Raw genomic sequence first — 12634 nt, forward strand, 5'->3', positions numbered from 1 at the left:
CGTTCATAGGAGCGTGTACATGCCGCAGAGGTTAACCGCCGTCCTCTCCGCCGCGATCCTGGCGACGGCCACCCTGGCCGCGTGCGGCGACGACAGCGAGACCGCCGCTGACGAGATCACCGTCTGGACCGAGGAGAACCTCCCCGACCGGATGAGCGTGCAGAGACAGATCGCCGACGAGTTCACCCAGAAGACCGGGATCAAGGTCAAGCTGACCGGAGTGGCCGAAGACCAGTTCAGTCAGGTTCTCACCACCGCCGCGGCGGCCGGTGAGCTCCCCGACGTGATCGGGGCGCTGCCGTTGTCGGCCGTGCGTGAGATGGAGGCCAACGACCTGCTCGACACCGAGACCCCCGGCAAGGTCGTCGACCAGCTCGGCAGGAGCTCGTTCTCCCAGCGGGCCCTCGAACTCGACACCTCCGACGGCAGGTTGCTGGCCGTGCCGAGCGACGGGTGGGCGCAGCTCGTGCTCTACCGCAAGGACCTGTTCGAGAAGGCGGGGCTCCAGCCACCGGACACGTACGAGGCGCTGGAGGCGGCGGCGAGCAAGCTCAACACGGGCGGGGTCGCGGGCATCACGCTGGCCATCGCGCCCAAGGACTCGTTCACCGCACAGAGCTTCGAGCACGTGGCGCTGGCGAACGGCTGCCAGCTCGTCGACGATTCTGGAAATGTCGCCATCGACTCGCCACAGTGCGTGAAAGCGTTCGAGTTCTACTCGAAGCTGGCGAAGGACTACTCGGTCAAGGGCAAGCAGGACGTCGACTCCACCCGCGCCACCTACTTCTCCGGCCAGGCCGCGATGACGATCTGGTCGTCGTTCATCCTGGACGAGCTGGCGGGGCTGCGTAAGGACGCGACGCCCAGCTGCCCGCAGTGCCGGGAGGACCCGCAGTGGCTGGCCAAGAACACCGGCGTCGTCACGGCACTGAAGGGCCCCGACGGGAGCGCGCCCGCCCAGTACGGAGAGGTCGTCTCCTGGGCCGTGACCCGCGACGCGGCCAAGGACTCGGCCGCCAAGTTCATCGCGTACGCGATGAACGAGGGCTACGAGCGGTGGATCGGGATGGCCCCCGAGGGCAAGTTCCCGACGCGTAAGGGCTTCGCGACCAAGTGGAACGAGCTGCCCGCGGGCGTCGACACCAAGAAGCCGCTGGCCGACGTCTACCCGGCCGACGTCCTCGACGCGCTGCGCGCCAGCCCCGACACGCTCGGCCGCTGGGGCATCCCGCAGGGGCAGGGCAAGCTGGTCGGCGCCACGATGGGCGAGCTGCCGGTGCCCAAGGCGCTGAGCGCGATCGTCGACGGCTCCCTCACCCCGCAGGCGGCCGCCGCGCAGGCCAAGACGGACGTGGAGACCATCAAGCGCGGGATCCGGCAGTGACGGCGGACCTCGACGCACGCCCTCGCTCCCAGGCGCCGGTCCCCCGGGGACGGACGCTCCGGGAGCAGGAGGGACGGGCCGGGCTGGCGCTGATCTCGCCGACCCTGGTCATCACGCTGGTCGTCGTGGTGCTGCCGCTGGCCTGGGCGATCATGCTGGCCTTCCAGGACGCCCGGCTGATCAACATTCGCCGGACAGGCGTCTTCGGCAACTACACCCTGGAGAACTTCTCGTACGTGATGTCCGAGCCGGGGTTCTGGCCGGCCCTGGTCAACACACTGGTCTACACGGTGGCGGGCACGGCGCTGTCGATCGTGATCGGGCTGGTGACCGCGCTGGCGCTGCGCGACAGGTTCAGGGGCCGGACCCTGGTCAGGGCCTCGATCCTGATCCCGTACGTGGCGCCGGTGGTGGCCGTGACGTTCCTGTGGGAGACGATGCTGAACCCGCAGTACGGCATCGTGAACACCTGGCTCAGCCAGCCGATCGCCTTCCTCAGCCAGGCCAAGGGCACGTTCCTCGGCGTCGAGGTGCCGGTGGCGCTGCTCACCGTGATCGCGTTCGAGGCGTGGCGCTACTTCCCGTTCGCGTTCCTGTTCATCCTGGCCCGGTTGCAGGCGCTGCCCGCCGAGCTGGACGAGGCCGCGGTGGTGGACGGGGCGACGCCGACGCAGCGGTTCAGGTACGTGATCATGCCGCAGCTCTGGCGAATCATCGCGCTGCTGTCGGTGCTCAGGTTCGTCTTCACGTTCACCAAGTTCGACGACGTCTACCTGCTGACCGGCGGCGGGGCGGGCACCGAGGTGATCAGCGTGCGCGTCTACGAGTTCCTCACCGCGCGCGACGACATCGGCGCCTCGGCCGCGCAGGCCATCGTGCTCGCGGTCGTGCTGGTGGGCTTCCTGATCGTCTATCTCAGGTTCTTCGGGGGAGGCGAACGTGACTAGGGGCATGAGCCGGGACAGGTTCGAACGGGCGCTGCTGCGCGGGCTGAAGCCGCTGGTGATCGCCTTCCTTTTCGCGATCACCGCGTTCCCGTTCCTCTACATGGTGATGCTGTCGGTCCGTGACATCCAGGAGCTCATCCTGGATCCCGGCTCGCTGTGGCCGCGGTCCTTCACCCTCGACACGTACGCGAACGTGCTCGGCGAGCAGGGCTTCCTGACCTTCATGCGCAACAGCGCGATCGTCGCGGTCGCGACCGTGGCGGCCACGTTGCTGATCTCCATTCCCGGCGCGTACGCGGTGGCCAGGCTGCGGTTCTTCGGGCGGCGGCAGGTGCACTTCCTGTTCCTGGCCGTCTACCTGTTCCCGGCGATCGTGCTGGCCATCCCCCTGTTCGTGCTCTTCACGATGATGGGCCTTCGTGGCTCTCTGGTGGGATTGATCCTGGTTTATATCGCACAGACGGTGCCTGTCACGGTATACATGCTGCGCAACTACTTTGAGACCGTGCCGCAGAGCGTGGAGGAGGCCGCCGCGATCGACGGCTGCACGCGGCTGTCCACCATCTGGCGGGTCGTGCTGCCGCTGTCCAAGCCCGCGCTCATGGCCACCGGCCTCTACGCGTTCATGATCGCCTGGAACGAGTTCCTGTTCGCCCTGCTCTTCCTCGTCGAGAGGCGGGAGAGCTGGACGGTCTCCCTGGGGCTCTCCCAGCTGGCGGGCAGTATCGAGATCCCCACCACGGTTCTCATGGCAGGATCGGTGGTTCTGACACTGCCCATCGTGATCGTGTTCTTCGCCGGCGAACGCCTGCTGACGGAGGGCCTCACCGCTGGAGCGGAGAAGGGATAGACCATGCTGACGGCAGGGCAGATCCTCCAGTTGATCCGCGACGGCTCCTGCCGCACCCGCAAGGAACTCATCGAGTTCACCGGACTGTCCCGATCGACGATCACCGACCGGGTCGACCGGCTGATCGAGGCCGGCTACATCCACGAGTCGGGCGTGGCGAGCTCCGGGGGCGGACGGCCGCCCTCGGTGCTCGACATCGACGCCGCCGGCCGCCTGGTGCTCGTGGCCGACCTGGGGGCGGGCCACGCCCACGTCGCGCTGACCGACCTCGCCGCCCGGCCACTGGCCGAGGAGCACACCGAGATGCGCATCGACCGCGGCCCCAAGGCGGTCCTGTCCTGGGTGCGCGAGGCGTTCCAGCGGCTGCTCGACCGCACCGGACACCCCCACGACCGGGTGTGCGGCATCGGCGTCGACCTGCCCGGCTCGGTCGACCACACCTCCGGCCGGGTGGTCAGATCGTTCCTGATGCCCGGCTGGGACGACTACCCGATCCGTGAGGCCCTGGGCGCCGACTTCGAGGTGCCGATCCTGGTCGAGAACGACGCCAACGCGATGGCGCTCGGCGAGTGGTGGTCGACCTGGCGCGAGACCCGGGCGCTGGTCCTGGTCAAGGTCTCCACCGGCATCGGCACGGGCGTCATCCTCGACGGCGAGATCTACCGGGGGGTGGAGGGCGCCGCGGGCAGCATCGGCCACGTACGGCTGCGCGAGACCGACGACCGGGTCTGCACCTGCGGCTCGCGCGGCTGCGTCGCCTCCCTGGCCAGCGGCCACGCGGTGGCCGTCGACGTGGGCGGTCAGACCAGCCGCGACGTGGTGCGCCTCGTCCAGGCCGGCGATCCCACGGCCATCGCCCGCACCCAGGAGGCCGGCCGCACGCTGGGCATCGTGCTGGCCACCGCGGTCAGCCTGCTCAACCCCGGTGTCCTGGTGCTCGCCGGCGACATGGCCGAGACCGGTGAGCACTACCTGACGGGCATCCGGGAGAGCGTCTACCGGCGCAGCCTGCCGTACACCACGCGCAACCTGGAGATCGCGACCAGCTCGCTGGGCGACCGCGCCGGGATCGTGGGCACCGCGGTGATCGTCATGGAGCACGTGCTCAGCCCGGCCACCGTCGACGCCGCCCTGGCGGAGCTCGCCAGTGCGCCGCCCCCTCCACCGCGCACCCTGCGTTCGCACGACGCTCGCCGCACCGTGCACGGTCGGGTTCAGTCGAGCTGACCGTCGTCGAGCGACGTCAGGCGGGCGGCCGCGTCGGGGTCCGCCTGGCCGATGCGGTCCAGCAGGCGGTGCAGAAGGTCGTGGAGGGTCTCGAACTCCTCGGGACTGGTCAGCTCGGCCCACCGCCGCTCGATCCTGTCTCCCATGCCCGCGACCACCGGCCGTACCGCCCTACCCCGTTCCGTGAGGACGATCAACCGCGACCGGCCATCGCGCGGATTCGGGCGGCGTTCCAGATAACCGGCCCGTTCGAGCTGGTCGACCGACTGCGCCATGGTCTGCTTGCGCACGCCGGCCCGGACGGCGAGCTCACGCACCGCGATCCCCTCGGGCGGGACGAACGGGAACACTTTGGCGTCCCCCGATCGAATGTCGCCGAAGCCCGCCTTCGCTAGGGACACCTCGATGTCACGGGTGTATTCGCGGTGGAGCAGGCGCAGGAGAAGGGCGAGCCGCAGGCGCTTGGCGGACGGATCTCGGCTCATATTGACAGCCACCTGTCTAGTTTTAATATGGTCAGGTACCTGTCTAGTCTGCCATCTTCGCAGAGAGGTCCGCCATGCCCACCGCCCATGTTCTTGATTCCACGATCTTCTACCGGGAGGCCGGCGCGGGGACGCCGGTGGTCTTCCTTCACGGCAACCCCACCTCGTCCTACCTGTGGCGGCACGTCCTGCCCGCCGTCAGCGAGTCCGGCCGGTGCCTGGCGCCCGACCTCATCGGCATGGGCGAGTCGGGCAAGCCTGACATCGCCTACACCTTCCACGATCACGCTCGCTACCTCGACGCGTGGTTCGACGTGCTCGGTCTCGACCAGGTCGTGCTGGTCGGTCACGACTGGGGCGGCGCCCTGGCCTTCGACTGGGCCGCACGCAATCCCGGACGGGTCCGGGGCATCGCGTTCACTGAGACCATCATCAGGCCGATGTCCTGGGAGGACTTCCCCACCGGCGCCCGCCCGCTGTTCGAGGCCATGCGTTCTCCCGGCGTGGGCGAGGCCATGGTCCTGGACGAGAACTCGTTCATCGAAAAGGCGCTTCCCGCCACCATCACCGGCGGGCTGAGCAAGGAGGATCACGAGGTCTATCGCCGCCCCTACCCGACCAGGCAGAGCCGGCTGCCGCTCCTGCAGTGGCCGCGGGCGATGCCCCTGGAAGGAGAGCCGGCCGACGTCGTGGCCAGGATCGTCGCCTACGACGAGTGGCTGGCCGACAGCCCGGACGTGCCCAAGCTCCTGCTCGCCTTCGAACCCGGCCCAGGCGCGATGACGGATGAGAAGACCATCGACTGGTGCGTCGCCCACGTGTCCGCCCTGGAGATCGTGACGCACGGGCCCGCCGGCCATCACACCCCCGAAGATCAGCCCGGGGCCATCGCCGCTTCGCTGCTCGCCTGGCTGGCCGAGCACAACCTGAACGGCGAGGGATGAGCGCGATGCGAGCGATCAGGCAACACGCGTTCGGCGGCCCCGAGGTGCTCCGTCCGGAGGAGGTGCCCGATCCCCATCCCGCCCACGGCGAGGTGCGGATCCGGGTCGAGTCGGCCGGTGTTCACCTCCTGGACACGGTGATTCGCCAAGGAGGGGGCGGGCCGCGGGTCGCCCCCCGACTGCCCATGACCCCGGGCCGGGAGGTCGCCGGACTCGTGGACGCGACCGGCTCCGACGCCGACGCCCACCTCGTCGGCCGACGCGTCGTCGCCGACCTCGGCCTGGCCGGCGGCGGGTACGCCGAGCTCGCGCTGGCCCCGTCGACGGCCCTCCACATCCTGCCTGACGACGTCGACGCCGACTCCGCCGTGGCCATGGTCGGCACCGGCCGGACGACCATGGCCGTCCTCGAACTCGCGAGCCCGGTCGCCGGCGACGTCGTCCTGGTCACCGCGGCCGCCGGCGGGATCGGAACCCTGCTGCTCCAGGCGGTGTCGGCCGTGGGCGCGACGGTCGTCGGCGTCGCGGGCGGCCCCGGCAAGGTGGCGCTCGTCCACGGGCTGGGCGCCGACCACGCCATCGACTACACCCGGCCCGGCTGGCCCGGCGCTGTGCGCGAGGCGTTGGCGGGCAGGCCGGTGACGCTGGTCCTCGACGGAGTCGGGGGCCGGATCGGCCGGGACGCGCTGGAACTGCTCGGGGCGGCCGGACGCCTGGTGATGTTCGGTTCCGCTGCGGGCTCTCTGACTGAGTTGTCGGCCGAGGACCTGTTCGCTCGAGGGATCAGCGCCGCCTCCGCCGTCGGTGCCCGAATCCTGCAGCGCCCAGGAGGCGTCAGGGAGTTGGAGCTCAGCGCCATGGAAGCGCTGACCAGCAAGCGACTCATCCCCGTCATCGGCCAGCGGTTCGCCCTGGCGGACGCCGCCGCCGCGCATCTCGCCCTGCAGTCGCGCGCCACCACCGGAAAGACGGTTCTGCGACCATGACTCCCCCGCGCGGTGGGCGTTGATCGATGGACGACCTCACCGGTGCGGCGCGTTCGGCTGAATCCGGCCACGGATCTCAGCCGAACGCGCGCGGCGGAGCCATGACTAACCAGGCGTGAGGCAGGCCGCGAGCCGGTCGCGGGCGGCGACGAGCGACGGCCCGTACCAGGTCAGGTCGCGCCCGCTGACCAGGACGCACCCGAGTCCGGGAAACGCCTCGGGCCCGTCGCCGGCGGCGAAGGCGTACGGCTCGTCCGGCAGCACCACCAGGTCGGGAGCCCGCCCGACCAGCTCGGGCAGCGGCACCTTGGGATAGCGCTCCGGGTGATCCGCATAGAGGTTGTCCACGCCGAGCCGTCTCAGCACGTCGCCGGTGAACGTGTCACGCCCCACCACCATCCACGGGCGCCGCCAGATCGGGATGATCGCCGTGCGCCGCGGCCCGCTCGGCGGCTCCCGCCACGCCTCCTCGGCCAGGTCGAGCCAGCCGGGACGGTCGGCGCGGCAGGCGAGGCGGAACATCCGGTCGAGCGAGGTGAACGCCTGGTCCAGCGTCTCGATCCGGGTCACCCAGACGGCCAGACCGGCCTGGCGGAGCGCCGAGATGTCGGGTTCGCGGTTCTCCTCGGCGTTGGCGAGGACCAGGTCGGGGCGCAGCGCCCTGATCGTCTCCAGGTCGGGGTTCTTGGTGCCCCGCACCCGGGTGACGTCGAGGCCCGCCGGATGGGCGCACCAGTCGGTGGCGCCGACGAGCGTCTCCGGGGCGGTCGCCGCCACCGACTCGGTCAGCGAGGGCACCAGCGACACGATCCGGCGCACCTCGGCGGGCACCCGCACCTCGGCTCCCGTGTCGTCCTTCACACCTGCCCCCCGCGCCGCGGCCGTCGTCGGCGACCCGACTGGAACGATTCCAGTGTGCCGAAGCACCTCCACAGCTGACCTGACGCGTCAGTAGACTCCCAGATAAAGGTCGTGGACTTCTGATCGGGGGCCACTGGTTGGAGCGCGAACCGCTGGGCTTCGATCCGCACACTCCCAACGTCGCCCGGCTCTACGACTACCTCCTCGGAGGCAAGGACCACTTCCCCGCCGACCGTGAGGCCGCGGAGCAGATCCTCCGGGTGGCGCCTGAGCTCCGCGCCGCCGCGCGGGCCAATCGCGCGTTTCTGGAACGTGCCGTTCACGAGCTGGCCAGGGCCGGTGTGACGCAGTTTCTCGATCTCGGCACCGGTCTGCCCACGCGACGCAGCGTGCACGAGCTGGCCCGAGAGGTCACCCCCGGAGCGCGCGTGGTCTACGTCGACCACGATCCGGTCGTCCTGGTGCACGCCCGGGCGATGCCGGCCGGTGAGGGCACCGCCGTCGTCTACGGCGACCTGTGCAAACCGCTCGACATCCTGCGCAGCCCCGAGGTGTCGCGCACCCTTGACTTCAGCAGGCCCGTCGCGGTGCTGCTCACCGCGGTCATGCACTTCGTCAGCGACGCCGACGACCCCGGCCGGATCCTCGCGACGCTCCGCGAGGCGGTGGCCCCCGGCAGCGCGCTGGTCATCTCCCACCTGGCCGGCGACGCGCGCGCCGCCGGCGCCGCGAAGATCGTCGAGGTCTTCCGGCGTACGACCTCTCCGCTGAGCCCGCGCGGCCGTGAGCGCGTCGCGGCCCTGTTCGACGGGTGGGACCTGGCCGAGCCGGGCCTGGTGTGGCTGCCGCAGTGGCGGCCCGCTCCGGCCGACACGATCGGCTTCGCCGACTCTCCCGAGTCGTCGCTGCTCCTGTGCGGGATGGGCCGCAAGCCCTGACGCCCGAGCACCGGAGGCCGGGGTCCGTGACGGATCCCGGCCCCCGCCGTACGGCTCCCGGTGACTACTTGAGCGCGGCGAGCGCGCCATCGTAGTCGGGCTCCTGGGTGATCTCCGGCACCAGCTCCGAGTAGATCACCTTGTTGTCGCCGTCGAGCACCACGACCGCGCGGGCGGCGAGCCCGGCCAGCGGCCCCGACTCCTGCGCCACGCCGTAGTCGGTGAGGAACTCGCGCCCGCGCATCATCGAGAGCATGACCACGCTGTCGAGCCCCTCGGCGCCGCAGAAGCGCTTCTGCGCGAACGGCAGGTCTGCCGAGACGCACAGCACCACGGCGTCGGGGTGGTCGGCGGCCACCTCGTTGAAGCGGCGGACCGACGCGGCGCAGACACCGGTGTCGACGCTCGGGAAGATGTTCAGCACCTTGGTGGAGGTGCCGTAGTCGGCCAGCGAGACCTCGCCGAGGTCACCGCCCACCAGACGGAAGTCGGGCGCCGCGGCGCCAGGCTGCGGGAAGGTGCCGCCCACGGTGATCGGGCTGCCCTTGAACGTGACGTCGGACATGAAACCTCCTGATTGCAGTGATACCCCCGATCTTGATCCTATCGGCGGGCACCACAGCGGCCGACGCGGGCCGACCGGCGCACGTCGCGCGCCGTCGCCGGCCGACCGGCGTCAGACGTTGCGCCGGTACCGGCCGACCCACGTCAGACGTTGCGGCGGTACTGGCCGCCCGCCTCGAACAGGGCGTCGGTGATCTGGCCGAGCGAGCAGAACCGGGCGGCGTCCATCAGCACCTCGAAGGCGTTGCCGTCGGACATCGCCGCCTCGCGCAGCCGGGCCAGCGCGGCGGGCGCCTCGGCCCGGTTGCGCTCGTGGAAGGCATGCAGCCGGTCGAGCTGCGACTGCTTCTCCTCCTCGGTGCCCCGGGCCAGCTCCAGCTTCCGCGGGTGCGGCTCGTCGCCGCGCGGGTTGTGGAACGTGTTGACTCCGATGATCGGCAACGAGCCGTCGTGCTTGCGGGTCTCGTACAGCATCGACTCGTCCTGGATCCGGCCGCGCTGGTAGCCCGTCTCCATGGCGCCCAGCACGCCGCCCCGGTCAGACAGCCGCTCGAACTCCCGCAGCACCGCCTCCTCCACCAGGTCGGTCAGCTCGTCGATGATGAACGAGCCCTGCAGCGGGTTCTCGTTGCGCGCCAGGCCCCACTCGCGGTTGATGATCAGCTGGATGGCCATCGCCCTGCGCACCGACTCGGCCGACGGCGTGGTCACCGCCTCGTCGAACGCGTTGGTGTGCAGGCTGTTGCAGTTGTCGTAGACGGCGATCAGGGCCTGCAGGGTGGTGCGGATGTCGTTGAAGTCCATCTCCTGGGCGTGCAGGGAGCGGCCCGAGGTCTGGATGTGGTACTTGAGCTTCTGCGAGCGCTCGGCGGCGCCGTACCTCTCGCGCATCGCGACCGCCCAGATGCGGCGGGCCACCCGCCCGAGCACGCTGTATTCGGGGTCCATGCCGTTGGAGAAGAAGAACGACAGGTTGGGCGCGAAGTCGTCGATCCGCATGCCGCGTGCCAGGTACGCCTCGACGTAGGTGAAGCCGTTGGCGAGCGTGAACGCGAGCTGGCTGATGGGGTTGGCCCCGGCCTCGGCGATGTGATAGCCGGAGATCGAGACCGAGTAGAAGTTGCGCACGCCGTTGGCGATGAACCACTCCTGGATGTCAGCCATCATCCGCAGCGAGAACTCCGTGGAGAAGATGCAGGTGTTCTGGCCCTGGTCCTCCTTGAGGATGTCCGCCTGCACCGTGCCCCTGACGGTGGCGAGCGTCCGCACCCGCAGCTCACGCTCCTCCTGCTCGTACGGCTCCCGCCCGTGCTCCGCCCGGAAGGCGTCGCGCGCCTGGTCGAGGGCGGCGTTGAGGAAGAAGGCCAGGATCGTCGGCGCCGGGCCGTTGATCGTCATCGAGACGGACGTGTTGGGCGCGGACAGGTCGAACCCGTCGTAGAGCACCTTCATGTCGTCGAGCGTGGCGATGGAGACCCCCGACGTGCCGACCTTGCCGTAGATGTCGGGCCGCGGGTCGGGATCGTGCCCGTAGAGCGTCACCGAGTCGAACGCCGTGGACAGCCGGGTCGCGGGCTGGCCCTCGGAGAGCAGCTTGAAGCGCCGGTTGGTGCGGAACGGGTCGCCCTCGCCGGCGAACATCCGGGTCGGGTCCTCGTCGTCGCGCTTGAACGGGAAGACGCCCGCCGTGAACGGGAACCTGCCCGGCAGGTTCTCGCGGCGCAGGAACCTGAGCAGCTCACCGTCGTCGGTGTAGCGGGGCAGGGCCACTCGGGGGACGCGGTTGCCGGACAGCGTCTCCCGCCAGAGCGGCGTGTGCAGCTCGCGGTCGCGTACCCGTACGACCAGCTCGTCGGCGGTGTACGCGGCGCGGGTGGCGGGCCAGGAGTCGAGCAGCGCCCGGCTCTCGTCGCTCAGCTCGCCCTCGGCCTGCTCCAGGAGCTCCGCCAGCCTGGCCGCCGTCGCGTCCACCGCTCCGGCCTCGGCGGCTCCGGCGGCTTTGCCGGGTGTGCCGGGTGTGCCGGTGGCGAGGAGGTCGCGGACGGCGGTGAGCTGCCGGCGGCGGCGGGCCACCTCGGCCTGGGCGTCCGTCTCGGCGTGGTAGCCGCGCACCGTGTCGGCGATCTCTGCCAGGTAGCGGGCGCGGGCGGGCGGCACGGTCGCGGCGGACGCCAGGGAGGTGCGTCCGCGCACCGGCGCGAGCAGGCCCGAACCGGCCGGCATGCCCTTGTCCACGAGCAGGCCCTTGAGGTGGTGGTAGAGCGCCGTGACCCCGGCGTCGCTGTAGCGGGAGGCGATCGTGCCGAACACCGGCATCTCGTCCGGCGAGACGCCGAAGGCCTCGCGGTTGCGCACCAGCTGGCGGCTCACGTCGCGCAGGGCGTCCTCGGCGCCGCGCCGCTCGAACTTGTTGATCACCACGGCCTCGGCGAAGTCGAGCATGTCAATCTTCTCCAGCTGGGAGGCCGCGCCGAACTCGGGGGTCATGACGTAGATGGGCACGTCGACGTGCGGCACGATCCCGGCGTCGCCCTGGCCGATGCCGGGAGTCTCGACCACGACCAGGTCGTGGCCGGCGGCGCGGCAGGCGGCGATCACGTCGTCGAGGCAGGCGGGCACCTCGTTGGGGGCGCCCCTGGTGGCCAGGGAGCGGAAGTAGGTCTGCGGGCCCAGGCTGTTCATCCGGATGCGGTCACCGAGCAGCGCGCCGCCGCCGCGCCTGCGGGTCGGATCGATGGCGATGATCGCGATGCGCAGCTTGTCGTCGTTGTCCATCCGCAGCCGGCGGACCAGCTCGTCGGTGAGGGACGACTTGCCCGACCCGCCGGTGCCCGTGATGCCGAGCACGGGCGCCTGGCGCCCCGCCGAGCGCAGGCCCTCGACCAGCCCGTCCGGCGCGCGGCCGGCCTCGATCAGGGTGATCGCCCTGGCCAGCGCCGCCTGGTCGCCCGAGAGCACGGCCTCGGCCGAGGGGGCGCCGTTCAGCTCGACGTCGCACTCCTCGATCAGCTTGTTGATCATCCCGGGCAGGCCGAGCCGCTGGCCGTCCTCAGGGGAGAAGACGCGCGTGACGCCGCGGGAGTGGAGCAGGTCGATCTCCTCACGCACGATGACGCCGCCGCCACCGCCGTACACCTTGATGTGGCCCGCGCCGCGTTCGCGCAGCAGTTCGACCAGGTAGGAGAAGAACTCCACGTGACCGCCCTGGTAGGAGCTGATCGCCACGCCCTGGACGTCCTCCTGGACGGCCGCGGTGACGATCTCGTCCACCGATCTGTTGTGCCCGAGGTGGATGACCTCGGCGCCCTGCGACTGGAGGATGCGGCGCATGATGTTGATCGCCGCGTCATGACCGTCGAACAGGGCCGCTGCCGTCACGAAACGGACAGGGTGGGCCGGAACGTGCACGCCTGATCACTCCTTGGTGAGGGGCCTCACTTCGAAGATA

The 12634-nt window shown here is 70.5% G+C and carries 11 protein-coding genes; 7 read left to right on the forward strand and 4 right to left on the reverse strand.

Annotated elements, in window-relative coordinates; all coding sequences use genetic code 11:
• The first annotated feature begins 19 nt into the window (after positions 1-19).
• The 4 genes from AC5L3X_RS09325 to AC5L3X_RS09340 are packed head-to-tail and all read left to right on the forward strand — an operon-like array spanning position 20 to position 4408.
• Positions 20-1384 carry an ABC transporter substrate-binding protein gene (locus AC5L3X_RS09325; protein ID WP_494856360.1) on the forward strand — a complete coding sequence of 455 codons (1365 nt, stop codon included), beginning with the start codon at positions 20-22 and terminating at the stop codon, positions 1382-1384.
• Positions 1381-2331, forward strand: a complete 951-nt coding sequence (locus AC5L3X_RS09330) for a carbohydrate ABC transporter permease (protein ID WP_494856362.1) — start codon at positions 1381-1383, stop codon at positions 2329-2331. The genes AC5L3X_RS09325 and AC5L3X_RS09330 overlap by 4 nt, the downstream gene beginning before the upstream one ends.
• Positions 2324-3181 (forward strand): carbohydrate ABC transporter permease, encoded by an 858-nt coding sequence (locus AC5L3X_RS09335; protein WP_494856363.1) that lies wholly within the window; start codon positions 2324-2326, stop codon positions 3179-3181. Before AC5L3X_RS09330 ends, AC5L3X_RS09335 begins: the two co-directional genes overlap by 8 nt.
• 3 nt (positions 3182-3184) lie before the next feature.
• On the forward strand, positions 3185-4408 hold the full coding sequence (locus AC5L3X_RS09340; RefSeq protein WP_494856365.1) for an ROK family transcriptional regulator: 1224 nt from the start codon (positions 3185-3187) through the stop codon (positions 4406-4408).
• Here the strand turns inward: AC5L3X_RS09340 and AC5L3X_RS09345 are convergent.
• Positions 4396-4893, reverse strand: coding sequence for a MarR family winged helix-turn-helix transcriptional regulator (locus tag AC5L3X_RS09345; protein ID WP_494856366.1), 498 nt, complete (start codon positions 4891-4893; stop codon positions 4396-4398). The two genes, AC5L3X_RS09340 and AC5L3X_RS09345, sit on opposite strands and share 13 nt — an antisense overlap.
• A gap of 74 nt (positions 4894-4967) precedes the next feature.
• Between AC5L3X_RS09345 and AC5L3X_RS09350 the strand changes: the two genes are divergently transcribed.
• Entirely contained in the window at positions 4968-5837 is an 870-nt protein-coding gene (locus tag AC5L3X_RS09350; RefSeq protein ID WP_494856368.1) for a haloalkane dehalogenase, read from the forward strand.
• A 5-nt stretch (positions 5838-5842) separates the two neighbouring features.
• Positions 5843-6823: a zinc-binding dehydrogenase gene (locus AC5L3X_RS09355; RefSeq protein WP_494856370.1), complete on the forward strand. Its 981-nt coding sequence runs from the start codon at positions 5843-5845 to the stop codon at positions 6821-6823.
• Between the two features lie 105 nt (positions 6824-6928).
• Here AC5L3X_RS09355 and AC5L3X_RS09360 read toward each other — a convergent pair whose 3' ends face one another.
• Entirely contained in the window at positions 6929-7684 is a 756-nt protein-coding gene (locus AC5L3X_RS09360) for a helical backbone metal receptor (protein WP_494856372.1), read from the reverse strand.
• A gap of 137 nt (positions 7685-7821) precedes the next feature.
• On the opposite strand from AC5L3X_RS09360, the gene AC5L3X_RS09365 reads away from it, so the two are divergent.
• Positions 7822-8622, forward strand: coding sequence for an SAM-dependent methyltransferase (locus AC5L3X_RS09365; RefSeq protein ID WP_494856374.1), 801 nt, complete (start codon positions 7822-7824; stop codon positions 8620-8622).
• Positions 8623-8686: 64 nt separating this feature from the next.
• Here the strand turns inward: AC5L3X_RS09365 and tpx are convergent, their stop codons facing one another.
• Positions 8687-9187 (reverse strand): thiol peroxidase, encoded by a 501-nt coding sequence (gene tpx / locus AC5L3X_RS09370; protein WP_189124592.1) that lies wholly within the window; start codon positions 9185-9187, stop codon positions 8687-8689.
• Positions 9188-9330: 143 nt separating this feature from the next.
• Positions 9331-12594, reverse strand: a complete 3264-nt coding sequence (gene icmF, locus AC5L3X_RS09375; protein ID WP_494856375.1) for a fused isobutyryl-CoA mutase/GTPase IcmF — start codon at positions 12592-12594, stop codon at positions 9331-9333.
• Positions 12595-12634: the final 40 nt, after the last annotated feature.

This window comes from Nonomuraea sp. CX421 (assembly GCF_059358955.1).